Origin of the sequence: Streptomyces sp. NPDC098101 (assembly GCF_044760185.1) — a bacterium.
Classification (GTDB): Bacteria; Actinomycetota; Actinomycetes; order Streptomycetales; family Streptomycetaceae; genus Streptomyces.
Genome location: NZ_JBIWAS010000011.1, coordinates 55,785 through 80,859, shown reverse-complemented (window position 1 = coordinate 80,859; position 25,075 = coordinate 55,785). Strand labels below are relative to the sequence as shown.

At 72.1% G+C, this 25,075-nt stretch carries 21 protein-coding genes and 3 tRNA genes; 10 read left to right on the top strand and 14 right to left on the bottom strand.

Annotated features, from left to right (window positions below):
- Window positions 1-540: 540 nt before the first annotated feature.
- Window positions 541-1,410, bottom strand: a complete 870-nt coding sequence (locus tag ACIQVI_RS32165) for a hypothetical protein (RefSeq protein ID WP_403602389.1) — start codon at window positions 1,408-1,410, stop codon at window positions 541-543.
- A gap of 156 nt (window positions 1,411-1,566) precedes the next feature.
- Between ACIQVI_RS32165 and ACIQVI_RS32160 the strand changes: the two genes are divergently transcribed.
- Window positions 1,567-2,667 carry a Leu/Phe/Val dehydrogenase gene (locus ACIQVI_RS32160; protein ID WP_383408805.1) on the top strand — a complete coding sequence of 367 codons (1,101 nt, stop codon included), beginning with the start codon at window positions 1,567-1,569 and terminating at the stop codon, window positions 2,665-2,667.
- Window positions 2,668-2,957: 290 nt separating this feature from the next.
- A complete protein-coding gene (locus ACIQVI_RS32155) occupies window positions 2,958-3,215 on the top strand; it encodes a DUF3073 domain-containing protein (RefSeq protein WP_062753514.1) in 258 nt (85 codons plus the stop codon).
- Between the two features lie 144 nt (window positions 3,216-3,359).
- Here the strand turns inward: ACIQVI_RS32155 and purM are convergent, their stop codons facing one another.
- The 9 genes from purM to purS all read right to left on the bottom strand — a co-directional run bounded on the left by purM (window position 3,360) and on the right by purS (window position 12,899).
- The gene (gene purM / locus ACIQVI_RS32150) at window positions 3,360-4,439 is read right to left on the bottom strand and encodes a phosphoribosylformylglycinamidine cyclo-ligase (RefSeq protein ID WP_403602384.1); all 1,080 of its coding nucleotides are present in this window, start codon (window positions 4,437-4,439) and stop codon (window positions 3,360-3,362) included.
- A gap of 67 nt (window positions 4,440-4,506) precedes the next feature.
- Entirely contained in the window at window positions 4,507-6,033 is a 1,527-nt protein-coding gene (gene purF / locus ACIQVI_RS32145) for an amidophosphoribosyltransferase (protein ID WP_121831185.1), read from the bottom strand.
- 241 nt (window positions 6,034-6,274) lie between these two features.
- The gene (locus tag ACIQVI_RS32140; protein WP_403602380.1) at window positions 6,275-7,102 is read right to left on the bottom strand and encodes an META domain-containing protein; all 828 of its coding nucleotides are present in this window, start codon (window positions 7,100-7,102) and stop codon (window positions 6,275-6,277) included.
- 118 nt (window positions 7,103-7,220) lie between these two features.
- Window positions 7,221-8,009, bottom strand: coding sequence for a sterol carrier family protein (locus ACIQVI_RS32135; RefSeq protein WP_351971327.1), 789 nt, complete (start codon window positions 8,007-8,009; stop codon window positions 7,221-7,223).
- Window positions 8,010-8,143: 134 nt separating this feature from the next.
- Window positions 8,144-8,980, bottom strand: a complete 837-nt coding sequence (locus ACIQVI_RS32130) for a M23 family metallopeptidase (RefSeq protein WP_403602376.1) — start codon at window positions 8,978-8,980, stop codon at window positions 8,144-8,146.
- Window positions 8,981-9,026: 46 nt separating this feature from the next.
- Window positions 9,027-9,542: an ArsR/SmtB family transcription factor gene (locus ACIQVI_RS32125; protein ID WP_403602373.1), complete on the bottom strand. Its 516-nt coding sequence runs from the start codon at window positions 9,540-9,542 to the stop codon at window positions 9,027-9,029.
- Window positions 9,543-9,667: 125 nt separating this feature from the next.
- Window positions 9,668-11,953 (bottom strand): phosphoribosylformylglycinamidine synthase subunit PurL, encoded by a 2,286-nt coding sequence (gene purL, locus ACIQVI_RS32120; RefSeq protein WP_351971324.1) that lies wholly within the window; start codon window positions 11,951-11,953, stop codon window positions 9,668-9,670.
- A complete protein-coding gene (gene purQ / locus ACIQVI_RS32115) occupies window positions 11,953-12,633 on the bottom strand; it encodes a phosphoribosylformylglycinamidine synthase subunit PurQ (protein ID WP_030318250.1) in 681 nt (226 codons plus the stop codon). Before purQ ends, purL begins: the two co-directional genes overlap by 1 nt.
- Window positions 12,630-12,899: a phosphoribosylformylglycinamidine synthase subunit PurS gene (gene purS, locus ACIQVI_RS32110; RefSeq protein ID WP_053648299.1), complete on the bottom strand. Its 270-nt coding sequence runs from the start codon at window positions 12,897-12,899 to the stop codon at window positions 12,630-12,632. Before purS ends, purQ begins: the two co-directional genes overlap by 4 nt.
- Window positions 12,900-13,254: 355 nt before the next feature.
- Between purS and ACIQVI_RS32105 the strand changes: the two genes are divergently transcribed.
- From ACIQVI_RS32105 to ACIQVI_RS32070, 8 genes are all read left to right on the top strand, one after another.
- Complete coding sequence (locus ACIQVI_RS32105) at window positions 13,255-13,611, top strand: Lsr2 family protein (protein ID WP_351971323.1); 357 nt, start codon at window positions 13,255-13,257, stop codon at window positions 13,609-13,611.
- 341 nt (window positions 13,612-13,952) lie between these two features.
- Window positions 13,953-14,024 (top strand) — tRNA-Gly (locus ACIQVI_RS32100).
- An 80-nt stretch (window positions 14,025-14,104) separates the two neighbouring features.
- Window positions 14,105-14,177, top strand: a tRNA-Gly gene (locus tag ACIQVI_RS32095).
- A 186-nt stretch (window positions 14,178-14,363) separates the two neighbouring features.
- Complete coding sequence (locus ACIQVI_RS32090) at window positions 14,364-15,398, top strand: ABC transporter ATP-binding protein (RefSeq protein WP_403602367.1); 1,035 nt, start codon at window positions 14,364-14,366, stop codon at window positions 15,396-15,398.
- Complete coding sequence (locus ACIQVI_RS32085; RefSeq protein ID WP_403602364.1) at window positions 15,395-16,198, top strand: ABC transporter permease; 804 nt, start codon at window positions 15,395-15,397, stop codon at window positions 16,196-16,198. Before ACIQVI_RS32090 ends, ACIQVI_RS32085 begins: the two co-directional genes overlap by 4 nt.
- Before the next feature lie 23 nt (window positions 16,199-16,221).
- Window positions 16,222-17,871 carry a histidine kinase gene (locus ACIQVI_RS32080; protein ID WP_403602361.1) on the top strand — a complete coding sequence of 550 codons (1,650 nt, stop codon included), beginning with the start codon at window positions 16,222-16,224 and terminating at the stop codon, window positions 17,869-17,871.
- The gene (locus tag ACIQVI_RS32075; protein ID WP_351971319.1) at window positions 17,868-18,476 is read left to right on the top strand and encodes a response regulator transcription factor; all 609 of its coding nucleotides are present in this window, start codon (window positions 17,868-17,870) and stop codon (window positions 18,474-18,476) included. Before ACIQVI_RS32080 ends, ACIQVI_RS32075 begins: the two co-directional genes overlap by 4 nt.
- A gap of 22 nt (window positions 18,477-18,498) precedes the next feature.
- Window positions 18,499-18,574: transfer RNA gene (locus tag ACIQVI_RS32070), tRNA-Gly, on the top strand.
- A 47-nt stretch (window positions 18,575-18,621) separates the two neighbouring features.
- Here the strand turns inward: ACIQVI_RS32070 and ACIQVI_RS32065 are convergent.
- The 4 genes from ACIQVI_RS32065 to purD form a co-directional block, all read right to left on the bottom strand.
- Window positions 18,622-19,533 (bottom strand): phosphoribosylaminoimidazolesuccinocarboxamide synthase, encoded by a 912-nt coding sequence (locus ACIQVI_RS32065; RefSeq protein ID WP_351971318.1) that lies wholly within the window; start codon window positions 19,531-19,533, stop codon window positions 18,622-18,624.
- A 129-nt stretch (window positions 19,534-19,662) separates the two neighbouring features.
- Window positions 19,663-21,123 carry a N,N-dimethylformamidase beta subunit family domain-containing protein gene (locus ACIQVI_RS32060; RefSeq protein ID WP_351971317.1) on the bottom strand — a complete coding sequence of 487 codons (1,461 nt, stop codon included), beginning with the start codon at window positions 21,121-21,123 and terminating at the stop codon, window positions 19,663-19,665.
- A gap of 250 nt (window positions 21,124-21,373) precedes the next feature.
- Window positions 21,374-23,569, bottom strand: coding sequence for a hypothetical protein (locus tag ACIQVI_RS32055; RefSeq protein WP_403602356.1), 2,196 nt, complete (start codon window positions 23,567-23,569; stop codon window positions 21,374-21,376).
- A 251-nt stretch (window positions 23,570-23,820) separates the two neighbouring features.
- The gene (gene purD, locus ACIQVI_RS32050; protein WP_121831174.1) at window positions 23,821-25,071 is read right to left on the bottom strand and encodes a phosphoribosylamine--glycine ligase; all 1,251 of its coding nucleotides are present in this window, start codon (window positions 25,069-25,071) and stop codon (window positions 23,821-23,823) included.
- Window positions 25,072-25,075: the final 4 nt, after the last annotated feature.

Sequence of the window (25,075 nt, the reverse complement as noted above, 5' to 3'; positions counted from 1 at the left end):
GGAATTGCCCTCGCAGGTGTTCATCAGCGGCGGAAGTCGATGGACCATGCCATAACGGACAGTCACGCGTCTGTGACGATTAGTCACAGGGCGATCAGGAGTCCTCAGACCCCCCATAGAGTGCAATGCTGAGCGTTCCGCCCAAAGTTGGGCGGAAGGAACCCTCCCCGGACTCCTTGTCCTATTTTGGCACGAGGATGGGTGATCGGCGCAAGGGTGCGTTAAGTGCTGTCCGTCACGCTTGAGCCAAAGGCCCGGATCGGGACCAACGTCCCCACCGGACGGGAGCCGAAGGACCCGTGAACCGGAGGAAGGGGACGCGGAGGAACCCCGGCGCCGTCGGCTCCAGGGGCCTCGAAGATCATTTACACCGGTCGGACATGTCTTGTCGATACCGACCTGACGAAGATGCCCGACTGATGTCAGTTCGCACACGGAGGCTTCCGGCCACGGTTACCGATTACCGACGACCGGACCTCTCCGGTTACTGACAGCCGGGCCCCCTCCAGTCGCCGACGGCCGGACCCCTCCGGGGGCGCGTCAGTTCGCGAACCGCAGGTCCCTGATCGCCCGCCAGCGCTCGGCCAGCTGCCCGTACGCCTCGCTCGCCGCCTCGCCGTCCCCCGCCCGCAGCGCGGCGATCCCCTCCGCCAGCCGGGCCGCCGACCGCTCCTCCGCCAGCCACTCCTCCGGCACCACGTGCACGAGCCCGCCGAAGTCCAGCTCCACCAGGGCGCGCGGGTGGAACTCCTCCAGCCAGCGCCCCACCTCGACCAGCCCCTCCGTCATCGGACCGTCGTCGATCGACTCCCGCAGCGCCCGCAGGGCCCGGGCGAGCCGGCGCCGCGCCTGGGCCATCGTCGTCCGGTACCGCAGCACCGGCGCCCGGCCCGCGCCGTCCCCGTCCCCGTCCTTCGGGACGCCCGGCTCGTACTGCCGGTCCTCGTCGCCGAAGAGGGCGAACCAGCGCACCGGCACCTGCCAGACCGCCGTACGGATCCACGGCCGCGCGTCCGGGTTCCGCGCCAGCCAGCGCTCGTGGTCCGCCGCCACCTGACCGCGCACCACCGGTGGCAGCATCGCGTCGAGCACCGGCCCCGGATATCCCTCGGCCACCAGCTCCTCCAGGGCCAGCCACGCGCGCAGCCGGGTCCGCCACGGGCAGATCACCACCACCCCGTCCAGATGCGCGACGAAGGCCTCGCCGCTCTCGTGGACCGGCACCGGGACCGGGGGCGTCGGCAGCAGGTCCGCGAGCGACCGGCGCAGCTCCTCCTGCGCCCCCGGGGTGCGGGGCCGCCGCGCGTACCGGGCCCAGTGGGACCGCTCCGGCTCGGGGAACGCGGCCAGCGGCTCGTACACCCGCAGATAGGACGCGTAGGGGACGAGGACCGAGGAGGCGACCGACATGTCGCGAATCCTTCCACGGAGGCACTCCCCGAGGGGGTGATCCTGCGCACTGCGGCTGATCTACGCCCAGGTAGCGCTTACCCTCTTGCCGAACCGGTCCCTCCCCCACCCGCAGGGAGGGCCGAAACCGCCGCTTCGTACTTGGGAGTCACCACCGTGACCGATGTGACCGGCGCTCCTGTCGATCCCGCAGACGTGCTGCACACCCTCTTCCGTTCGGAACAGGGTGGCCACGAGCAAGTCGTGCTCTGCCAGGACCGCGCGACCGGCCTCAAGGCCGTCATCGCCCTCCACAGCACCGCCCTGGGCCCCGCCCTCGGCGGCACCCGCTTCTACCCGTACGCCACCGAGGCCGAGGCGATCGCCGACGCGCTCAACCTGGCGCGCGGCATGTCGTACAAGAACGCCCTGGCCGGTCTCGACCACGGTGGCGGCAAGGCCGTCATCATCGGCGACCCGGAGCAGATCAAGACGGAGGAACTCCTCCTCGCCTACGGGCGCTTCGTCGCCTCCCTCGGCGGCCGGTACGTCACGGCCTGCGACGTCGGCACCTACGTCGCCGACATGGACGTCGTCGCCCGCGAGAACGCGTGGACCACCGGCCGCTCCCCCGAGAACGGCGGCGCCGGCGACTCCTCCGTGCTCACCGCCTTCGGCGTCTTCCAGGGGATGCGCGCCTCCGCGCAGACCCTGTGGGGCGACCCCACGCTGCGCGGCCGCAAGGTCGGCGTCGCGGGCGTCGGCAAGGTCGGCCACTACCTCGTCGAGCACCTCCTGGAGGACGGCGCCGAGGTGTACGTGACCGACGTGCGCGAGGAGTCGGTGCGCCGGATCACCGACAGGCACCCGCAGGTGAAGGTGGTGGCCGACACCGACGCGCTGATCCGCGTCGAGGGCCTGGACGTCTACGCGCCCTGCGCGCTCGGCGGCGCCCTGAACGACGACACCGTCCCGGTCCTCACCGCGAAGATCGTCTGCGGCGCGGCCAACAACCAGCTCGCCCACCTCGGCGTCGAGAAGGACCTGGAGGAGCGCGGCATCCTCTACGCGCCCGACTACGTGGTCAACGCCGGTGGCGTGATCCAGGTCGCGGACGAGCTGCACGGCTTCGACTTCGACCGGTGCAAGGCGAAGGCCACGAAGATCTTCGACACCACCCTCGCGATCTTCGCACGTGCGAAGGAGGACGGGATCCCGCCGGCCGCGGCCGCCGACCGGATCGCCGAGCAGCGGATGGCGGAGGCCCGGCGCGGCTGACCCGCGCCGGGGGACGGCCCGCCGCGAAAGGGACGCCGGGGAGACTTCCCTCACCCTGATCGGCGGGTCGTACCCCCAGAAGAGGTTAAAATCGCGACTGACCAGCGAGGAAAGGGCACCTCGAAGGTTCTGTACCGGGGTATGTGATGCGCGCGGCGTACCGTAGACCCACGGAAACAGGTACCGTTGAAGCCCTACGGGCCGGTCTCTCCGTCGAGAGTCCGTTCCGAATCATGAACGCGTGTCAAGACTCTGGGGCCATCGAGCCCCGTCACCGAGGGGGTCGAGCCATGGGGCGCGGCCGGGCAAAGGCCAAGCAGACCAAGGTCGCCCGCCAGCTGAAGTACAGCAGCGGCGGGACGGACCTGACGCGTCTGGCCAATGAGCTGGGCGCTTCGACTTCGAGCCAGCCGCCGAATGGCGAGCCGTTCGAGGACGACGACGAGGAAGACGACCCGTACGCCCAGTACGCGGATCTCTACAACACGGACGACGAGGACGAGGACGACCAGTCCGGTCCTTCTTCGTCCTCCTCGCGTCGCGCTTGACCTTCTGAACCACCGAAACCCGGTCCGGTACACCCGGCCGGGTTTCTGTGCTGTCCGCGTGCCCGTTCGCTTACGTGTACGCGCCGGGGAACGGCGATCGGGGGCGCCCCTGGAGGCACCCCCGACGACGTACGTCCCGGCCTGTCAGCCCGCGTAGTCCCCGACCAGTTCGGCGCCGGTGGCGCGGTCGCCGCGCTCGGTGATCTCGCCCGCGACCCAGGACTCGACCCCGCGGTCCGCCAGGGTGGCCAGGGCCACGTCCACGGAGTCGGCCGGCACGACGGCCATCATGCCGACGCCCATGTTCAGGGTCTTCTCCAGCTCCAGGCGCTCCACCTGACCGGCCTTGCCGACCAGGTCGAAGATCGCGCCCGGGGCCCAGGTCGAACGGTTGACGGTGGCGTGCAGGCCGTCCGGGATCACCCGGGCCAGGTTGGCCGCGAGGCCGCCGCCCGTGATGTGGCTGAAGGCGTGGACGTCCGCGGTCCGGGTGAGGGCCAGGCAGTCGAGCGAGTAGATCTTCGTGGGCTCCAGGAGCTCCTCGCCCAGGGTCCGGCCGAGCTCCTCGACCCGCTGGTCGAGGGTCATGCCGGCGCGGTCGAAGACCACGTGCCGCACGAGCGAGTACCCGTTGGAGTGAAGGCCGGAGGAGGCCATGGCGATGACCGCGTCACCCGTACGGATGCGGTCCGCGCCGAGCAGCCGGTCGTACTCCACGACGCCCGTGCCCGCGCCGGCGACGTCGAAGTCGTCCGGGCCGAGGAGACCCGGGTGCTCCGCCGTCTCGCCGCCGACCAGGGCGCAGCCGGCCAGGACGCAGCCCTCGGCGATGCCCTTGACGATCGCCGCGACCCGCTCCGGGTGGACCTTGCCCACGCAGATGTAGTCGGTCATGAAGAGCGGCTCGGCACCGCAGACGACGATGTCGTCCATGACCATCGCGACCAGGTCGTGGCCGATCGTGTCGTACACGCCCATCTGGCGGGCGATGTCGACCTTCGTGCCGACGCCGTCGGTCGCCGAGGCGAGCAGCGGACGCTCGTAGCGCTTGAGGGCGGAGGCGTCGAAGAGGCCGGCGAAACCGCCGAGGCCGCCCAGGACCTCGGGGCGCTTCGTCTTCTTCACCCACTCCTTCATCAGCTCGACGGCGCGGTCGCCCGCCTCGATGTCGACGCCCGCGGACGCGTAGCTGGCGCCGCCTTCGGCACTGAGGGACTCAGACATGCTGGGAACTTTCGTGTCGTACTGCGGTTGCAGCGGTTGCGACGGGGTCTTACGGACTTGCGGGGTCTTACGGACGACGGAGCGCGTCGGCGGCCGCGGTGGCGGCCGGACCGGCGGCCAGCTCGGTCTCCAGGAGCTGCTTGCCGAGCAGCTCGGGGTCCGGCAGCTCCATCGGGTACTCGCCGTCGAAGCAGGCACGGCAGAGGTTCGGCTTCTGGATCGTGGTCGCCTCGACCATCCCCTCCAGGGAGATGTACGAGAGCGAGTCCGCGCCCAGCGACTTGCCGATCTCCTCGACCGACATCCCGTTGGCGATCAGCTCCGCGCGGGTCGCGAAGTCGATGCCGAAGAAGCAGGGCCACTTGACCGGCGGGGAGGAGATCCGGATGTGGACCTCGGCCGCGCCGGCCTCGCGGAGCATCCGGACCAGGGCCCGCTGGGTGTTGCCGCGGACGATCGAGTCGTCGACGACAACGAGCTTCTTCCCCTTGATGACTTCCTTGAGGGGGTTCAGCTTCAGCCGGATGCCCAGCTGGCGGATGGTCTGGGAGGGCTGGATGAAGGTGCGCCCGACATAGGCGTTCTTCACCAGGCCGGCGCCGAAGGGGATGCCCGAGGCCTCGGCGTAGCCGATGGCGGCCGGGGTGCCGGACTCCGGAGTCGCTATCACCAGGTCGGCCTCGACGGGCGCCTCCTTCGCGAGGCGGCGGCCCATCTCCACGCGGGAGAGGTACACGTTCCGGCCGGCGATGTCGGTGTCCGGGCGGGCCAGGTACACGTACTCGAAGACACAGCCCTTGGGCTTCGCTTCCGCGAATCGAGAGGTACGGATGCCGTTCTCGTCGATCGCGATCATCTCGCCCGGCTCGACCTCGCGGACGTAGCTGGCGCCGCAGATGTCGAGGGCGGCGGACTCGGAGGCGACCACCCAGCCGCGCTCGAGGCGGCCGAGGACCAGCGGGCGGATGCCCTGCGGGTCACGGGCCGCGTAGAGCGTGTGCTCGTCCATGAAGACGAGGGAGAAGGCGCCCCGGACCTCGGGGAGGATCTTCGCGGCGGCCTGCTCGATGGTGAGCGGCGCGCCGTCCTCGTCCACCTGGCCCGCGAGGAGCGCGGTCACCAGGTCGGTGTCGTTGGTGGCGGCGACCCGGGTCGCGCGCCCTTCCTTCTTGGGCAGGTCCGCGACCATCTCGGCGAGTCGCGCCGTGTTCACCAGGTTGCCGTTGTGGCCGAGCGCGATGGAGCCGCGGGCGGTCGCCCGGAACGTCGGCTGCGCGTTCTCCCACACGGAGGCCCCGGTGGTCGAGTAGCGGGCGTGACCGACCGCGATGTGACCTTGGAGGGAACCGAGAGAGGTCTCGTCGAAGACCTGGGACACGAGGCCCATGTCCTTGAAGACGAGGATCTGGGAGCCGTTGCTGACCGCGATTCCCGCGGATTCCTGGCCCCGATGCTGGAGGGCGTAGAGCCCGAAGTACGTGAGCTTTGCGACCTCTTCACCCGGAGCCCAGACCCCGAAGACGCCACAAGCGTCCTGGGGGCCCTTCTCGCCGGGAAGCAGGTCGTGATTGAGTCGACCGTCACCACGTGGCACGTTTCCGAGTGTAGACGGGCTCGACCACTGGTCCGAATTGAGGAAATGCGGGGCCGCCTGTTCTCGTGCGATCGCACGAAATGATCATCTTGTGCTTGGAGAGGGCTACAAACCAGGCGGGGGAAGGGATTCCGGCTCCGGAACCGTGGCGAGCGAACGCTCGTATCAGCCCCGGAGCCGTCCCGCGATGTGACGGAGTTCGCAATCCGAGAGGGACCGGCGCGAGTCCGGACGCCCGGTGCTACGCGCGTCCGGCCGGTTCGGCGGTGGCGGTGAGGCCCTCGCCCGAGGCGTCGGTGAGCGTCAGGGTCCGGTGGTCGACCCGGTAGGTGAGCGGTCCGTCGAGGAGCGCGTACAGCCGGGTCTCCAGCTTCATCTGCGGACCCGTGCACATCATCCGGGTGGTGGCCGCCGGGCCCTCGACGGTGAGGGTCGTGCCCTCGGTTGTGGCGGTCGCGGAGAAGTTGTTGCACCCCAGGTTGCCGGTGACCTTGCCGTCCTCGCCCACGACGATCCGCGCCTTGCCCTCACTGCCGACGGGCAGGGAGGAGGCGGTCTTCCCGGAAAGCAGGCCGTCGACCTTCCACGCGGTGCCGCGCAGCGGGGCGGGCCGCTCGGCGGTGAGCGCGAGGACGTTCCGTCCGTCGGGCGAGGTCAGGGTCAGCGTGTCGTTCTTCAGCGTGCCCTTGAGCTCTCCGGAGAAGGCCTCGACCAGGTCCTTCTCGAAACGCATCCGGTCGTCGGAACAGGCGATCTCGGTCATCGGGCCCGGGGAGACGGTGAGGGTGTCCCCCCGGACGACGGCGGTGGCGTTGAAGGTGTTGCAACCGCCCCGGCCGGTGATCCGGCCGTCCTTCCCGAACGTGACGCCGGCGTCGTCGGGGGCGTCGGACGCGCTCCCGTCGACGGTGACCTCGTCGACGGTCCAGTGCGTGCCGGTGAGCGGGAGGTCCGGGGAGACCGTGCCCGCCCCGGGCCCGGATCCCTGCCCTCCCTCCGTGCCGCAGGCGGTGAGCAGGAGCGCGGGGAGGAGCGGTACCAGGACGACGAGTGCTCGTGGCTTCGACATGGAGATGGGACGGACGACCGGACGAGTCGGTTCCACGGGCCCGACGACCTGTGCGGACCTGGGTGGGCCTGGGTGGGCCTGCGTTGGGCCTGGGCGTAGGCCTGGGTGGGTCTGCGGGTCAGCCCATCAGGGGCAGCAGGCCCGCCAGGTCGGCGCGTTCGCCGCTCGCGCTCACCAGGGCCGCGTCCAGCTCCGCCGCCCACTCCACGCGCCCGGTCGCGAGCCGGATCCAGGTCAGGGGATCCGTCTCGACCACGTTGGGCGGGGTGCCCCGGGTGTGCCGGGGGCCCTCCACGCACTGGACGACGGCGTACGGCGGGACCCGCACCTCCACCGCCCCGCCGGGGGCCCGCACCGCGAGGACGTCGGCGAGGAGCCGGGTACAGGCGGCGAGGGCCTTCCGGTCGTACGGGATGCCCGCGCCGGTCGCCTCGTTCAGGTCGTCGGTGTGGACGACGAGTTCGACGGTCCGGGTGACGAGGAAGTCCCCGAGCGTCATGGCGCCGAAGCTCAGCGGCAGGAGCCGGTCGTCGGCCGCGCCCGCCACCGCCTCCTCGTAGTCGTCCTGCACGCGCGCGTAGAGCCCGTGCAGGTCCGAGGCATCGATCCCGCGCGTGTGCGCGTCGATCCGTTCGGCGGCCGACGCGGTCCTGGACGGCCAGTCGAGCAGGGCCAGTTCCCGCGCGGCCGGCGCGGGCTCGGCGAGCAGCAGGGGCACGGAGTCGACCATCCACGCGACGTGCGCCGCCAGGTCCCGCACGGTCCACTCCCCGAGCCGGGTCGGCCCGTCGAGCTGCACGGGCGTGAACGCCTCGACGGCTTCCCGCACGTGCCGGAACTGGGCGTGAACGGCGTCCCGGGTCTTGGCGGAATCGTAGCTACGGGTGCGCTTCTTGGCCGGTGGCATGGGGCGAGGGTAGTCGGAGGGGAGGACGGAGACGGGGTGGACGCGGGGTGGAGACGATGGGTGGCGGGCGCGGTCCGTGGCAGGTGCCTTCGGTGGCAGGTCCCTTCGGCGGCGGGAGCCGCCCGTGGTCGAGGTCAGGCCGGGTGGGTGGCTCCCGGTATCGACTCGAACGTCTCCTTGTTCTTCGGCACTCCGAGACCGCGCCAGGTGAAGGGCACGCCCCTGGCCCCGTCCAGGTCCGGGCCGTCCATCAGCTGGAAGTGCAGGTGCGGTTCGGTGGAATTGCCGGAGTTCCCGCACCGGGCGAGCTCCTGGCCGGCCGTGACCCGGTCGCCCGCCCGGACGGTGAGCGAGCCCCGCCGGAGGTGGGCGTACACCGCGTAGGTGCCGTCCCCGAGGTCGAGTATCAGATGGTTCCCGACGACCCGCCGGGCTCCCGCGAGGACGCGGGCGGTGGCTTCGAAGACCATCAGATAGAGCACGGCGGGCAGCGAGTTGCGGCTGAGGTGGTCGCGCTGACCGTCCTCCGCGTGCACGACGGTCGCGTCGGCGACCGCGAACAGCGGGGCTCCGAAGGCCGGGAAATCCTCGCTCCGGCGGGCCACCGGCCACAGCCACGCGAAGGGGGGCCGGGTCCGCTCTCCCTCCTCCGCCTCCGCCACGATGTCGATCGCGTACGTCTGGCCGTACTGGTGGGTGCCGTGGCTGGGCGTCCGGTCCGCCGGGCTGTTGAGCGCCGACCAGCGGCCGGCGACCGGCGGGTCCACCTCGACCGGTGGCCGCGCCGCCGCCTCGATCTCCATGCCGGTGTGCCGGGCGAGCGCGATCCCGACCCCCAAGGCGGCGATCAGCGGCAGCCAGCTCACGGCGTACGGGTAGGGCAGTCCGACGGTGAACGAGACGACGAGCTGGACGAAGAACAGCAGCCAGAGCGTGCGGTGGAGCATCACCGCGGTCTTGCGCGTGAACATGAGCGTTCCCCCTGAACGATCGTGGTCGACGGCAGTGGTCGATGGTCTACGGGTGGGCCGCCGTGAGGGCCACCAGGAGCGGGACGACCCGGGCCGCCGGAACCTCGTAGCGGCCGCGTCCGGTCGTGTGGAGCCAGCCCGCGCCGGTCAGTTGGCGCAGGTGGTGGTAGACCTGACCGGTCGTGCCCGTCTCCGGGAGGTCGGCCAGCTCCGCGGCGGTGCGGCGGCCGCCGAGTATCTCCCGCAGCAGCCGGAGCCGTACGGGATGGCCCAGCGCGGCGAAGGAGTCCGCGGTCTCGGCCCAGTCCTCGTCGAGCAGCCGCTCGGTGAACGCGCCGAACTGCCACTCGTACCGCTCCTCGGTGGGCAGCCGGACCGAGCCCGTGAACAGCACCCCGCCGTCGGCGCCCCGCGGGCCCGCCTCGGCCAGCTCGGCCTTGAACCCCTCCAGGGCCCAGAAGTCCCCCCTTGAGGGCTCGGGACGCGCGGAGTCGGAGGGCTCCATGCCCTCCAGCGCCGCGATGCGCCGCTCCAGCTCGGTGAACCGCTCTTCCAGCTCCATGCGCACAGATTACGTAATTACGTAACTCCGCGCAAGAGGGAATCTGGGAGGAGAGCCGGGAAGAGAACGACGAAGCCCCCGTCCGGACCCGAAGGTCCGGACGGGGGCTTCCCCTGTGCTTCGCGTCAGGCCAGCAGGCCCGGGATCGTCGCCTCGTGGGCCGTGCGCAGCTCCTCCAGGGAGAGGGCGAACTCGCCCTGCACGTCGACTGCGTCCCCGTCGACGACACCGATCCGGGTCGCCGGCAGGCCCCGCGCACCGCACATGTCGGTGAAGCGGAGCTCCTCGCTGCGCGGGACGGCGACGACCGCGCGGCCCGCCGACTCGCTGAAGAGGAAGGTGAAGGCGTCCAGGCCCTCCGGGACGACCAGGCGCGCGCCCTTGCCGCCGCGCAGGCAGGACTCGACGACCGCCTGCACGAGACCGCCGTCGGAGAGGTCGTGCGCCGCGTCGATCATGCCGTCGCGGGAGGCCGAGATCAGGATCTCGCCGAGCAGCTTCTCCCGGTCGAGGTCCACGGCCGGCGGCAGACCGCCGAGGTGCTGGTGGATCACCTCGGACCAGGCCGAACCGCCGAACTCCTCCTTGGTGTCGCCGAGCAGGTAGAGGAGCTGGCCCTCTTCCGCGAAGGCGATCGGGGTGCGGCGGTTGACGTCGTCGATCACGCCGAGGACGGCCACGACGGGCGTCGGGTGGATCGCCACGTCACCGGTCTGGTTGTAGAGCGAGACGTTGCCGCCGGTCACCGGGGTGCCCAGCTGGAAGCAGCCGTCCGCGAGACCGCGGGTGGCCTCGGCGAACTGCCACATCACGTCCGGGTCCTCGGGCGAGCCGAAGTTCAGGCAGTTGGAGATCGCCAGCGGCTTGGCGCCGGAGGCGGCGACGTTGCGGTACGACTCCGCGAGCGCGAGCTGCGCGCCCGCGTACGGGTCGAGCTTCGCGTACCGGCCGTTGCCGTCGGTCGCCATGGCCACGCCGAGGTTGGTCTCCTCGTCGATGCGGACCATGCCCGCGTCCTCGGGCTGCGCCAGGACGGTGTTGCCCTGCACGAACCGGTCGTACTGGTCCGTGATCCAGGACTTCGAGGCCTGGTTCGGGGAGGCGACGAGCTTGAGGACCTGGTCCTTCAGCTCCGCGCCGTTCGCGGGCCGGGGCAGCTTGCCGGCGTCGTCGGCCTGGAGCGCGTCCTGCCACTCCGGACGGGCGAACGGGCGCTGGTAGACCGGGCCCTCGTGGGCGACCGTGCGCGGCGGCACGTCCACGATCTGCTCGCCGTGCCAGAAAATCTCCAGGCGCTCGCCCTCGGTCACCTCACCGATGACGGTGGCGATGACGTCCCACTTCTCGCAGATCTCCAGGAAGCGGTCGACCTTGTCGGGCTCGACGATCGCGCACATGCGCTCCTGCGACTCGCTCATGAGGATCTCCTCCGGCGAGAGCGTCGCGTCGCGCAGGTGCACGCGCTCCAGGTCGACCCTCATGCCGCCGGAGCCGGCCGAGGCCAGCTCGGAGGTGGCGCAGGAGAGACCGGCGCCGCCGAGGTCCTGGATGCCCGCGACCAGCTTCTCCGCGAAGATCTCCAGGGTGCACTCGATGAGGAGCTTCTCCTGGAACGGGTCGCCGACCTGGACGGCGGGGCGCTTGGTCGGCTTGGTGTCGTCGAAGGTCTCGGACGCGAGGACCGAGACTCCGCCGATGCCGTCGCCGCCCGTGCGGGCGCCGTACAGGATCACCTTGTTGCCGGTGCCGGAGGCCTTGGCGAGGTGGATGTCCTCGTGCTTCATCACGCCGATGCAGCCGGCGTTGACCAGCGGGTTGCCCTGGTAGCAGGAGTCGAAGACGACCTCGCCGCCGATGTTGGGCAGGCCGAGACAGTTGCCGTAGCCGCCGATGCCGGCGACGACACCGGGCAGCACGCGCTTGGTGTCGGGGTGGTCGGCCGCGCCGAAGCGCAGCGGGTCGACGACCGCGACCGGGCGGGCGCCCATGGCGAGGATGTCGCGGACGATGCCGCCGACGCCGGTGGCCGCACCCTGGTAGGGCTCGATGTACGAGGGGTGGTTGTGCGACTCGACCTTGAAGGTGACCGCGTACCCCTGGCCGACGTCGACGACGCCCGCGTTCTCACCGATGCCGACGAGCATGGCGTCGTTGTCGGGGACCTTCTCGCCGAACTGCTTCAGGTGGACCTTGCTGCTCTTGTACGAGCAGTGCTCCGACCACATGACGGAGTACATGGCGAGCTCGGCGCCGGTGGGACGGCGGCCGAGGATCTCGCGGATGCGCGCGTACTCGTCCTCCTTGAGGCCGAGCTCCTTCCAGGGCTGCTCGCTGTCCGGCGTCTCGCTCGCGTGCTTGACGGTGTCGAAAGCTCGGGGGTACGGGGGTCGCCCCCCGGAAGAAGGCAGCATCAGGCGTTGACCAGCTTCTTGAGGATCGAGGTGAAGAAACCGAGGCCGTCGGTCTTGCCGGTGCCGACCAGCGGCTCGACGGCGTGCTCGGGGTGCGGCATGAGGCCGACCACGTTGCCGGCGGCGTTGGTGATGCCCGCGATGTCGCGCAGGGAGCCGTTGGGGTTCACGTCCAGGTAGCGGAAGGCCACCCGCCCCTCGGCCTCCAGCTCGTCGAGCACGCGCTCGTCGGCGACGTACCGGCCGTCCATGTTCTTGAGCGGGACCTCGATCTCCTGGCCCTCGGTGTAGTCCGAGGTCCAGGCGGTCTCCGCGTTCTCCACCCGCAGCTTCTGGTCGCGGCAGATGAAGTGGAGGTGGTTGTTGCGCAGCATCGCGCCCGGCAGCAGATGGGCTTCGGTGAGGATCTGGAAGCCGTTGCAGATGCCGAGGACGGGCATACCCGCCTTCGCCTGCTCGATGATCGTCTCCATCACCGGCGAGAAGCGGGAGATGGCTCCGGCCCGCAGGTAGTCGCCGTAGGAGAAGCCGCCGGCCAGGACCACGGCGTCGACCTGCTTGAGGTCCTTGTCGCGGTGCCAGAGCGAGACGGGCTCGGCGCCCGCCAGGCGGGCGGCGCGCAGCGCGTCCTGGTCGTCGAGCGTTCCGGGGAACGTGACGACGCCGATGCGTGCGGTCACGACGAGGCCCCGGCGGTCTCGGTGGACTCCACCTTCACGACGAAGTCTTCGATCACGGTGTTGGCGAGGAAGGTTTCGGCCATCTCATGGATGCGGGCGAGGGCGGCGTCGTCGACCGGTCCCTCCACCTCCAGCTCGAAGCGCTTCCCCTGACGGACGTCGGCGATTCCGGCGAATCCCAGGCGGGGCAGTGCACGCTGCACCGCCTGCCCCTGGGGGTCGAGGATCTCCGGCTTGAGCATGACGTCGACTACGACGCGTGCCACTGGCACTCCCGGTGGTGTGTTGCGTGGGCGGTTCCTTCAGCGTACCTGCCTCCAAATTCTACGCGGGTAGAGATCTGAAGGATCCTACAAAAGGACGGTTCCCGGCGCCCCCTCCCGCCACACCCCGGCCACCCCCTCCACGGCAAAATTCACGTGAAATATTGCGCACCGCATTGCGCCGGGACACGCTGAAACAATTGGCAGGGCTTCACAATGCGACACCTGCCGCTGTAGAAAGGTTTCCAGAAGAAAGCAGCATTGTCCCGGCACAGCCGAACGGTCGGCATCGTCGCAGTTCAGGGGCGCCACAAGCGCCGCCTACGACCTCGGCAGCCGAAGGAAAGGACCGATATCCGTGGCTCAGCGTGTGGTGGTCACCCTCTCCGATGACATCGAGGGCGGAGAAGCAGCTGAAACGGTCGCGTTCGGCCTCGACGGGAAGATGTACGAGATCGACCTGAATGCTGCCAATGCAAAGAAACTCCGCAAGGCCCTCGCGCCCTACCTGGCGGCCGGCCGCAAGATCCCCGCGCGGATCGGCGCCGGTTCCGGCACCGGTGGCCGGGGCCGGACGGCCGCGACGTACACGCACACCGACCTCGCCCCCGACCCGGCGGCGGTCCGCGCCTGGGCCCAGTCCAACAAGATGGACGTGCCCGCCCGGGGCCGGATCCCGAAGCGGGTGTACGAGGCCTTCCGCGAGGCGAGCTGAGCGGGGCGCGTTCGGGGAGGACTCCTTCAAGAAGGGCTCCTTACCCTGAGGGCTCCTTCGGGGCGGACCCCTCCGGGGAGGGACTCTCCGAGGTGAAGCCTTCCGAGGCGGGGGTCCGCCGGGGTGAGGCCCACCGGAGCGAGATCCGCTGAGGCGGAGTCCGCTGGGGTGGGCCCGCCGAGGCGGAGTCCAGTGGGGCGAGTCGCTCCGGGGAGGGTTCCGGGCCGGCCGGGGCCGCCCGTCGCCGCAGGCCGAGCCGATTTGCATTGCACCCCGGGTGATCGGCTAGAGTCTGGATCACGCCGAGGGGCGAGGCCGGAAGGCCCCACTCCAAGCAGCGTGCGGGTGTAGTTCAGTAGCAGAACAGCCCCCTTCCAGGGGGAAGGCGCAGTGTGCAATTCCTGTCACCCGCTCTGCATCGCATGACCGTCCACTCTTGTGGATCAGGTACAGTGGTGCTCGCACCGCCCGGTGAAAGCCGGTCGGGAGCAATGCGGACGTGGCTCAGTTGGTAGAGCATCACCTTGCCAAGGTGAGGGTCGCGAGTTCGAATCTCGTCGTCCGCTCAGAGTATGAAGGCCTCGGTTCTCAGGAACCGGGGCCTTCGTCGTATTTCCCTCCTCTTGTTCCTCCGCTCTCTTGCCCTCCCCCTCTCTTTCCCCGCCGCTGCTCCGTCTCCTCATGACATTTGTCAGCTGGGGTCATGACAGCACGCACTGCCGGAGAGGAGAGGGCGCCGGGACTCTGGACGCATGACACCTGCGATCGAGGCGACCGACCTGCGCCGTACGTATGCCGAGGGATCCGGCCGGGGAACCGGCGGCGGCTTCGAGGCCGTGCGCGGGATCTCCTTCGCCGTCCCCCGGGGCGAGATCTTCGCCCTCCTCGGCACCAACGGCGCCGGCAAGACGTCCACCGTCGAGCTCTTGGAGGGCCTCGCCGTCCCCAGCGCCGGCACCGCCCGCGTCCTCGGCCACGACCCGTACCGCGAGCGGTCCGCCGTCCGCCCCCGGATCGGCATCATGCTCCAGGAGGGCGGCTTCCCCTCCGATCTCACCGTGGCCGAGACCATACGGATGTGGGCGGGGTGCACCAGCGGTGCCCGTCCCGTCGGGGAGGCGCTCGCCGCCACCGGCCTCGCCGGGCGCGAGCGCGTCCGGATCAAGCAGCTCTCCGGCGGCGAGCGGCGCCGGCTCGACCTGGCACTCGCGCTGCTCGGACGCCCCGAGGTGCTCTTCCTCGACGAACCCACCACCGGTCTCGACGCCGAGGGCCGCCGCGACACCTGGGACCTCGTCCGGCAGCTGCGGGACGGCGGCACCACCGTGCTCCTCACCACGCACTACCTGGAGGAGGTCGAAGCCCTCGCGGACCGCCTCGCGATCATGCACCGGGGCGAGATCGTCCTCTCCGGCACGCCGGCCGAGGTCACCGCCGCCCGCCCCGCCCGGATCCGCTTCACCCTCCCCGAAGGCGTTCTGGCCGCGCACCTCCCGCTGCGCCTGCGGGCCGCCGAGTCAGGGGGCCGCGTGGAAATCCGCACCCACGACCTCCAGGAGGACCTCTCCGTGCTCCTGGCCTGGGCCGGGGACGACGGCATACGGCTCGACGGGCTCGACGCCCGCTCGGCCTCCCTCGAAGAGGCGTTCCTCGACATCGCCTCGCGCGAAGGGTCGTCCCCGGACGGCCTGGCGCGGGACGGCTTGGACCAGGACGCCCTGGGCCAGGACGGCCCTTCCCACCGCACCGCAGCCCGTACCGACCGGCAGGAGGCCGACACCCGATGAGCACCGTCACGACCACGTCCCCGGTTTCCGGGCCCGTCTCCACCGTCCGCGGCCGGCTCACCGCCCTCGGCCGGGCCGAGCTGACCCTCCTCCTGCGCAACCGGAACAACCTCTTCATCGCGCTGCTCATGCCGCTCCTGATGGTCTTCCTGCTGCGCTCCTCGCTCAGCCAGCTCGACGCGGAGGCCCTGCCGATGGGCGCCGGGGCGGCCACCCTCATCGGCGGTACCGGCATGGTCCTGCTCCTCGTCGCCTACATGAGCCTCGTCTCCGCGCTCGTCGCCCGCCGCGAGGAACTCGTCCTCAAGCGGCTGCGGACCGGGGAGGCGAGCGACGCGGAGATCCTCACCGGCTGCGCCCTGCCCGCCACCGCCATCACGCTCGCGCAGTGCGCCGTGCTCACGGCCGGCGGGGTCGCCGTCCTCCGCGTGCCCGCCCCCGCCCGCCCCGACCTGCTGCTGCTCGGCGTCGCCGCCGCGATCGCCCTGCTCGCCGGGCTCGCCGCGCTCACCACCGTGATCACCCGCACCGTCGAGAGCGCCGGCCTGACGACCCTGCCGCTCTTCCTCGTCTCCTGCTTCGGCTCGGGCCTCTTCGTGCCCCGTGACGCCCTGCCCCCGCTCGCCGCGGACCTCTGCGGGCTGCTCCCGCTCAGCGGCGTGATGGAGTTCGTCCGGGCGGGCTGGCTCGGCACCGCGCACGCGGAGAGCCTGCTGGGCGCCAGCCTCAATACAGTGGCCTGGGGCGTCGTGACGGGGTGGGCGGTCCACCGGTGGTTCCGCTGGGAACCGCGGCGCTAGGTCTCGGAAAGGGGGGCGGCCCGATGTCCAGGCTGACCGGCTGGTGGTCCCGGCGCAGCAGCGCCGGAAAGGTCGAGTTGTACACGCGGTGGACCTTCCACCTCTTCGTGCCGATCGAGCTGTTCGTGCTCGGCGGCATCCCCTTCAGCCACGACGTGCGGAGCCCGCTCTCCACGGAGATCGCGGTCGGGCTGCTCCTGTGGATCGGCGTCCACGCCGTGCTCTGCGCGTTCCTCGCGTCCCGCGCCCTGGACCACGCGACCGGGAAGCGGGAGCGGCCGGTCCGGCTCGCCATCACGGTGGTCGGCGCCACCTTCGGCGTCGACCTCGTCCTGAACCTCCTGTGGGTGGCCCGGATACTGCCCGAGCCCGCGGTGAACGTGACCGTCCTCGCGGGGACCTCGATCTTCACGCTCTGCGCGCTCGTCCTCTGCCTCGGCCCGGTGCGGCACATGGTGTACGCGGTGCTCGGTACCGCGTTCGCCACCGGCGCCCCGATCGCGGCGGCCGGCAACGGGCTGGACGTGGCGGCCGGTTCCGCGGTCGGCATCCTCATCGGCGGCGTCTTCGTCTCCGCGACCAGCGGCTTCTCCTCCTGGCTGCTCCGGATCGTGAAGGAGCTGGAGAACTCCCGGGACCTCAAGGCACGGCTGGCCGTTGCCGAGGAGCGGCTCCGCTTCGGACGGGACCTGCACGACGTCATGGGGCGGAACCTGTCGGTGATCGCGCTCAAGAGCGAGCTCGCGGTGCAGCTCTCCCGGCGCGGACGCCCGGAGGCCGTGGACCAGATGGTCGAGGTGCAGCGGATCGCGCAGGAGTCGCAGCGGGAGGTGCGCGAGGTCGTGCGCGGCTACCGCGAGGCCGACCTGCGGGTCGAGCTGGAGGGCGCGCGCGGCGTGCTCGGAGCCGCCGGGATCGCCTGCGCCGTGGACGCCCCGGTGCTCGACCTGCCCCCGGAGGTGCAGTCGGCCCTGGGCTGGGTGGTCCGGGAGACCACGACGAACGTCCTGCGCCACGGGGACGCGCGCCGGTGCTCGATCGCGCTCCGGGCCGAGCCCGGGGCGGTGCTGCTCACCGTCGAGAACGACGGGGCGGCGGGCGCTGCCGGTGACCGGGACGGGTCGGGGGCGGTCGGCGTGACGGGCGGGCGCGGGGCCGGGTCCGGACTCGCCGGGCTGCGGGAGCGGCTCGGCGCGGTGGACGGCACCCTGGACGCGGGCCCGTCGGCGCCGCAGTCCTTCCGCGTGACCGCCCGGGTCCCGCTGCCCCGCGCGGAACGGGGCGGGGCGGCGCGGAAGCCGACGGCCCCGGCACGTCCCGTACCCGGGGAGGACGGGCAGCCCGGGAAGGACGGGAAGCCCGAGAGACGAGGGAAGCGCGGGAAGCGCGACGGGCAGGGAAAACGCGAGAAGCACCGGACGCCCGGCGGGCACGAGACGGGGGAGACGCACGGGACGCCCGACGCGAACGAGCCGTGCGAGGCGCATGGGATGCCTAACGCAAACGAGCCGTGCGAGACACACAAGGCACACGAGACGCAGGGGCCGCACCAGGCGCACCACGCGTGCGAGAAGCCCAAGGCACACGAGATGCACGAGGTACACCGGGCGCACGAGGCGCACGAGGTGCACAGAGCGCACGGGGCGCAAGAGAAGGAGGAGACGGTCGCGTGACCGTACGCGTACTGCTCGCCGACGACGAGCATCTGATCCGGGGCGCGCTCGCCGCCCTGCTCGCCCTGGAGGACGACCTGGTGGTCGTCGCCGAGGCCGCGACCGGGCCCGAGGCGCTCGCCATGGCCCGCGCCCACCGTCCCGACGTCGCCGTGCTCGATCTGCAGATGCCGGGCATGGACGGTGTGATGGTCGCCACTGCCCTGCGGGACGAACTCCCCGACTGCCGCGCCATGATCGTGACGAGTCACGGGCGCCCCGGGCACCTGAAGCGGGCCCTCGCGGCGGGCGTCCGCGGCTTCGCCCCGAAGACCGTCAGCGCCCAGCGGCTCGCCGAGATCATCCGTAGCGTGCACGCCGGAAACCGTTACGTGGACCCGGAGTTGGCCGCCGACGCCATAGCGTCAGGGGACTCGCCGCTGACCGTGCGGGAGGCCGAGGTGCTCGAACTCGCCGCCGACGGGGCCCCTGTCGCGGAGATCGCCCGGCGGGCCTCGCTCTCCCCCGGGACCGTCCGGAACTACCTCTCCTCGGCCGCCGCGAAGGTCGGTGCCGAGAACCGTCACTCGGCGGTGCGTCTCGCCCGGGCGAAAGGTTGGGTATAGTGGGCTGCGCGCTACGGCGCAGGCGGACGTGGCTCAGTTGGTAGAGCATCACCTTGCCAAGGTGAGGGTCGCGAGTTCGAATCTCGTCGTCCGCTCCACGAGAAAGCCCCCGGTCGATCCGACCGGGGGCTTTCTCGTTGCCGTGCTAGCTCCAGGCGTTGCCGGTGAGGAGCTCGTACGCCTCGATGTACTTGGCGCGGGTCGCGTCCACGACCTCCTGGGGGAGCGCCGGCGGGGGCTGCTCGCTCTTGCGGTCCCAGCCGGAGGCCGGGGAGGTCAGCCAGTCGCGGACGAACTGCTTGTCGTACGAGGGCTGGGCGCGGCCCGGCTGCCACTGGTCGGCCGGCCAGAAGCGCGAGGAGTCCGGGGTGAGGACCTCGTCGGCGAGGACGAGCCGGTCGCCGTCCGGGGTGCTCTCGAAGCCGAACTCGAACTTGGTGTCGGCCAGGACGATCCCGCGCTCGCGGGCGATGTCCCGGGCCCGGGAGTACACGGCGAGGGTCGTCTGGCGCAGCAGCGCGGCCGTCTCGGCGCCGACCTGGCGGGCGACCTCCTCGTACGAGACGTTCTCGTCGTGGTCGCCCACGGCGGCCTTGGTGGCCGGGGTGAAGATCGGGGCGGGCAGCTCGGAGCCGTCGCTCAGGCCCTCGGGGAGCGCGAGGCCGCAGACCGTCCGGGACTCGTCGTACTCGACGAGGCCGGAGCCGGTGAGGTAGCCGCGGGCGACGCACTCGACCGGGACCATGTTCAGCGACTTGCAGACCAGGGTGCGGCCCGCCCAGTCGGCGGGGGCGCCGGCCGGCAGCTCGGTGGAGAGGACGTGGTGCGGGACCAGGTCGGAGAGCCGGTCGAACCACCACAGGGAGAGCCGGGTGAGGACCCGGCCCTTGTCGGGGATCTCGGTGGGCAGGACCCAGTCGTACGCGGACAGGCGGTCGCTCGCCACCATCACGAGGTCACCGGCCTCGTTCCGGTACAGGTCGCGCACCTTGCCCGTGTGGAGATGGGTGAGGCCCGGGACCTGGACGGGCTCGGGCTTTTCTACGAATCCGGACACGGTTCCTCCGCGTAGGTTGATCCAGGAGCGCTTCGATTCTCTCGCACCTGCGTGGATCACCGGCGGGCGGCCTCCGCGTACGGAGCCGGGTCTTCCCTCGTACGCGGCCCGGCCCCTCCCCGTATCCGGTCAGTCCCTCTTGCAGATGCGGTCGAGGAGGTTCGCCGTGGCGCGCTGGATCCGGGAGTCCACGTGGCCCGGCCGGTCGAGGGCGGGCGACCAGGCGAAGGTGCCGGAGGCGAAGACCCAGGCACCGGACGGGGCCCGGTAGAGGGAGGTCTCCTGGTGGCGCAGCACCCCGTCGCCGTCCCGGTAGGGCGAGTGGGCGAGCAGGATGCGGCTCTCGTGCTCGGGGAGCGCGGTGCGCGGGAAGTACCGGTCGGCCTCGCCCGCGACCAGGCCCGGGATCTCGTCGCCGTCCCCGGCACCGGTGGCCTCCCAGAGCCAGTGCTCGGCGTTCCGCACGACCAGCGGGTGCGGTTCGGGCACCCGGCCCGCGTACTGGATGCCGAGGAGCTGCTGCTCGGGCCGGTCGACCTCGCGCCAGAGCGCGGGCCGGCCGGGGCCCTGGCGCTTGCGGCAGGTGAGGAGGCGGTCGGGCACGCCGGAGGCCGAGGGGCCCAGCTCCACCTGCCAGTACATGGTGTTGGCGGAGAGGAAGACGAGCGAGGTGCCCAGGTCGCGGGCGCGCTCGGCGGCCCGGCGCATCGGCGCCGACCAGTACTCGTCGTGGCCGGGGAAGACCAGGCCCCGGTAGCGGCCCGGGTCGACGCGGCCCGCGTGCAGGTCGCGGGTCTCGGCGTACGCCAGGTCGTAGCCGTAGCGCTCGGCCCAGCGGATGAAGTCGTAGGCGTGCCCGACGTGCAGCGGCAGTCCCGCGCCCGCGTAGGGGCGGTCGAAGGAGACGGTGACGGCCGCGTCCTCCTCGCCGAGCAGCCGGCCGTCCTCGTCCCAGGCGTGGTAGAGGCTGGCGCCGGTGCGGCCGTCCTCCGGATAGAGGTTGTACGCCTGCCAGGTCACGTCCGGGAGGACGAGGAGCAGGTCCGCCGGGTGGTCGTCGCGGACCGTGAAGGGGATGTGGGAGCGGTGCCCGTCGGCGGTGGTGAGGACGGCGACGTACGCGCCGATCGCCCAGTAGCCGGGGACCTGGAGCCGCCAGGACTGCCACCAGTGGTGGCAGGAGACCGTGCGGTCGACGATGAGCGGGGCGGGCTGGACGATCCCGGAGAGGCGCGGGCTGGTGGTGATCTTCGCGGCGCCGTGACCGCCGTAGTGACCGATCCGATAGATGTCGACCGAGAACTGCTGCGGCGGGTCCACGGTGATGTGGAAGTCGATCGACTCGCCCGGCGCGACGGCGCCGCCGGACGCGAAGCCCTTGATCTGGCGCCGGACGTCGTCGGCCGTGCGGGGGCCGCCGCTGCCGCCCCGGGCCAGGACCTCGTCCGCGTACCAGGGCACCATCTGGCCGGTGTCGTCGAAGTAGTTGTCCGAGCCGCGCAGCCAGGGCAGCGGGCCCTGGCCGAAGGGATCGGAGACGGCGTGCGCGAGCGCGCCCGACTCCCACCGTCTGATCTGATCCGCCCCCATGCTGCGCCCTCCCTCGACTCCCCCGGTCGGCCGGTTTGGTGCCGGCGAATTCGCGTCTCTGTCAGTGATGGCCTCCAGCACATCACATAACGCACGCACTCCGTCACCGTTCGTCGTGAATTGACGAGAGTGGAAGACGGGGTTCCGCATGTGCCGCCGGTCTATGCCGGGGGCTCACGACGGAGCCGCGTCGGGGAGCGGGCCCCGGGCTGGGCAGCCAGGTGCGTCAGTGCGTCAGTGCGTCAGTGCGTCAGACGAGCCGTACGGGCTTCTCGGGGCGTACGCCGGTGCGCGCGAGCCAGTCCCGCAGGGGCTCGGGGTCGCCGTCCTCGACGAGGGAGAGGACACGGGGGCCGAGGTCCGTGGCCCGCTCGCCGCCGAGAAGCAGGGCGGGGCCGTCGAGCCAGTCGAGCCCGGGGGCCGCCTCGGCGGTGTCCACGGCCGCGCAGCAAACCATCGCGGTGACGTGGTCGGCGAGCAGGTCGCGGCCGCTGCGGGGCGGCTGGAGCGGGAAGAGCGGCAGGGGGCCGTCGGGGCCGCTGACGCCCTCGTACGCGGTGGCCCGATCCCCCGCCGGGTCGGCCGCCGCCCGGCCGCCCCGGGCGCTCTCGGCGGCGACCCGCGCCTCCCGCGCGGCCTCCTCGCGCGCGAGCAGGGCGCTGAGGGCCCCGGCGAGGGCGTCTGCGGCGGGGTTGACCGGGAGGTCGTCGTCGAGGCCGTCGTCGAGGTCGTCGAGACCGTCGAACTCGTCGGGTCCGCCGAGACCGTCCGGGTCGGAGAGGTCTTCGGGGGCTCCCGGGCCGGGGGAACCGTCCGGGCCGGAAAGGCGGTCCGGGCCGGAGGGGTTCTCCGGGCCGGAGGGGTTCTCCGGGGCGGAGGGGCCGTCGCGACCGTCCGACGCGGGGCCGGCCGTGCCGGGGGAGCCGCCCGGCACGGAGAGGCCGTCGCGGCCGTCCGGGTCGGACAAGCCGGTCGTGTCAGGGGAACCGCCCGGCTCGGGCAGGCCGCCGGGGCCGCCCGCGCCCGAGGGGCCGTCGAGGAGCCGGGCGTCCGGGGAGCCGTCGAGGAGCCGGGCGCCCGGCCCCGGAAGGCCCTCCGAAAGGCCTTTCGAAGTCTCAAGGGGCCCCGGGTCCGAAGGGGTTTCCCGTACCGCCCCGGCGGCCGGCGTCGTCGTCAGGCGGTCGATCACGCGGGTCAGGGTCGGGCCGTCGGCCGGGGGCGGGGCGCCGGGCGCGGCGGCGGCCGCGTCGATGCCGTCGAGGACCTGGTGGAGCCGGGCCGCGTCCGTGCGCCACTTCCGGTCGACGACCTCTTCCGGGTACTGGCTCCACTCCACCGGCGACCAATCGGGGCCGGGCTCGGCCGGGCCGCCGTGGAAGAGGCGGGCGGCGAGCAGCGAGGCGGCCTCGTCGACCGCGCCCGGCTCCTCCAGGAGGTCGCAGGCAGGCCGCTCGCCGAGCCGGGAGGAGAAGCCGTTCGCGAGCCGGTCGCGGCGGGACAGCTCGGTCAGGGCGGAGACCACGCCCGCGTCGAGCTTGGCGGGCCAGCGGCCCATGCGCCAGGCGGGCAGCGCGACCCGGGTCAGGAGGCGGTCCCAGCCCGCGTAGGCCAGGCCGACCTGCTCCTGCGCCACGATCCGTACGCCGTAGTCGACCTCCTGAGCACGCTCCGAGCCCGCGGCGGCTACCCCGCGCTCCATCTCGGCGGCGTGCCCGCGACAGGCGCGCAGCAGGACGCGGGCGACCTGCCCGACGCCGTGGGCACCGAGACGGCGGACCGGGTCGAGGCCGGGGTCCCGGGGCACGGCGATCGCGGCGTCCAGGCCGCGGACGAAGCGGCGGGCAGCGGCTATGTCGGGGTGGGCGGCCGGTCCCGTACCGGCGACGACCGGGGCGAGGACCGCCCGCAGCTCGCCGACGCGCATCCACCAGAGGAAGGGCGAGCCTATGACCAGGACGGGAGCGGCACCGGATCCGGCTCCGCCGCCCGCGCGGGGCGTCCGGTGGGCGCGATGGGCCCGGTGGGTGCGGTCCTCCAGCCAGCTGTCGCAGTCCGGCGTCAGGGCTATCGCGGCCGGCGCCGGGACGCCGAGCCGGTCGGCCAGGTCCCGCACGAGCCGGTACAGATCGGGGGCGGCGGTCTCGGCCAGCTCCACCGTCGGCGTGGCGGCCGGGCGGGCCCGGGCGACGACGGCGGCGACGGCCGCGGCGACCAGGAGGACGACGACCGCGAGGACGGTCACGACCCAGCGGGCCGTGCCCCATCCCGTACCCGAGAAGTGGCCGGTGACCTCGCCCGCGTACAGCACGACGGCGACTGCGGCGGGGAGCACCGCGAGGCCCAGTGCCCTGCCGCGGACGCGGAGGACGGCGAGGGCCCGGGAGCGCGCGGCGCGCGCACCCCACTCCTCGCCGACGGCGGAACCGGTGCCGGACGCGCCGCTCATCATCCCCTCCTGCCCTGGTCGGGACTGCCTGTGGCGGTGTTGGTCACTCCCCCACTGTGGCACCCGCCACTGACATCGCAATGCCGGTGGGCCAAGTGCCGGAACGCCTGCGCCGCACCCTAGTTGGGGTGGTGGCGGGCGTCATCCGGATGGCTCATCCGTCACTCGATGGAATGGCTTTGGGCAAAGGTGATGGCGCTCGTGCGGCCGTGCGGTCCACCGCACGGCCGCGCGAATCGGTCACGGGGAGATCAGGCCTCGGCGGCCTTCCGCGCGATGTCCGTGCGGTGCTGGGAACCGTCAAGCCGGATGCGGCCGACCGCCGCGTAGGCGCGCTCGCGGGCCCGCGCCAGGTCCGTTCCGGTGGCGGTGACCGAGAGGACGCGGCCGCCCGCGCTCACCACGGCGTCGCCGTCCCGCTTCGTCCCGGCGTGCAGCACGTACGCGTGCGGGGCGTCCAGCTCCGCGATCTCCTCCAGGCCCGTGATCCGGTCGCCGGTACGCGGGGTGTCCGGGTAGTTGTGGGAGGCGACGACCACGGTGACGGCGGCGTCGTCCCGCCAGCGGAGCGGGGCCTGGTCGGCGAGGGTGCCGTTGGCGGCGTTCAGCAGGACACCGGCGAGCGGGGTCGCGAGCCGGGCCAGGACGACCTGGGTCTCGGGGTCGCCGAAGCGGGCGTTGAACTCGATGACCCGGACGCCGCGGCTCGTGATCGCCAGACCGGCGTACAGCAGGCCGGAGAAGGGGGTGCCGCGGCGGCGCAGCTCGTCGACGGTGGGCTGGAGGACGGTCTCCAGGACCTCGTCGACCAGCTTGGGGTCGGCCCAGGGCAGCGGGGAGTACGCGCCCATGCCGCCGGTGTTCGGGCCCTCGTCGCCGTCGAGCGCGCGCTTGAAGTCCTGCGCGGGCTGGAGCGGGAGGACGGTGGTGCCGTCGGTGATCGCGAAGAGGGAGACCTCGGGGCCGTCGAGGTACTCCTCGATGACCACGCGGTCGCACGCGAGCGCGTGCGTCCGGGCCTTCTCCAGGTCGTCGGTGACGACGACGCCCTTGCCGGCGGCGAGGCCGTCGTCCTTCACCACGTACGGGGCGCCGAAGGCGTCGAGCGCCTCGTCGATCTCCTCGGGGGTGGTGCAGACGTAACTGCGGGCGGTGGGCACGCCGGCGCCGGCCATGACGTCCTTGGCGAAGGCCTTGGAGCCCTCCAGCTCCGCCGCCTCCCGCGAGGGGCCGAAGACGGGGATGCCGGCCGCGCGGACGGCGTCGGCGACGCCGGCGACGAGCGGGGCCTCCGGGCCGACGACGACGAGGCCGGCGTCCAGCTCGGTGGCGAGGCGCGCGACGGCGTCGCCGTCCAGCTGGTCGACGGCGTGCAGCTCGGCGACCTCCGCGATTCCGGCGTTGCCGGGCGCGCAGTGCAGAGCGGTGACGTCGGGATCGAGGGAGAGAGAGCGGCACAGGGCGTGTTCGCGGGCGCCGCCGCCGATGACGAGGACCTTCACGCCA

Excerpts from the sequence above, each read along its gene's own strand:
- ACIQVI_RS32165 (WP_403602389.1), bottom strand. The coding sequence starts at position 1,410 with ATGTCGGTCGCCTCCTCGGTCCTCGTCCCCTACGCGTCCTATCTGCGG.
- ACIQVI_RS32155 (WP_062753514.1), top strand. The coding sequence starts at position 2,958 with ATGGGGCGCGGCCGGGCAAAGGCCAAGCAGACCAAGGTCGCCCGCCAG.
- purM (WP_403602384.1), bottom strand. The coding sequence starts at position 4,439 with ATGTCTGAGTCCCTCAGTGCCGAAGGCGGCGCCAGCTACGCGTCCGCG.
- ACIQVI_RS32140 (WP_403602380.1), bottom strand. The coding sequence starts at position 7,102 with ATGTCGAAGCCACGAGCACTCGTCGTCCTGGTACCGCTCCTCCCCGCG.
- ACIQVI_RS32135 (WP_351971327.1), bottom strand. The coding sequence starts at position 8,009 with ATGCCACCGGCCAAGAAGCGCACCCGTAGCTACGATTCCGCCAAGACC.
- ACIQVI_RS32130 (WP_403602376.1), bottom strand. The coding sequence starts at position 8,980 with ATGTTCACGCGCAAGACCGCGGTGATGCTCCACCGCACGCTCTGGCTG.
- ACIQVI_RS32125 (WP_403602373.1), bottom strand. The coding sequence starts at position 9,542 with ATGGAGCTGGAAGAGCGGTTCACCGAGCTGGAGCGGCGCATCGCGGCG.
- purL (WP_351971324.1), bottom strand. The coding sequence starts at position 11,953 with ATGCTGCCTTCTTCCGGGGGGCGACCCCCGTACCCCCGAGCTTTCGAC.
- ACIQVI_RS32090 (WP_403602367.1), top strand. The coding sequence starts at position 14,364 with ATGACACCTGCGATCGAGGCGACCGACCTGCGCCGTACGTATGCCGAG.
- ACIQVI_RS32085 (WP_403602364.1), top strand. The coding sequence starts at position 15,395 with ATGAGCACCGTCACGACCACGTCCCCGGTTTCCGGGCCCGTCTCCACC.
- ACIQVI_RS32080 (WP_403602361.1), top strand. The coding sequence starts at position 16,222 with ATGTCCAGGCTGACCGGCTGGTGGTCCCGGCGCAGCAGCGCCGGAAAG.
- ACIQVI_RS32060 (WP_351971317.1), bottom strand. The coding sequence starts at position 21,123 with ATGGGGGCGGATCAGATCAGACGGTGGGAGTCGGGCGCGCTCGCGCAC.
- ACIQVI_RS32055 (WP_403602356.1), bottom strand. The coding sequence starts at position 23,569 with ATGAGCGGCGCGTCCGGCACCGGTTCCGCCGTCGGCGAGGAGTGGGGT.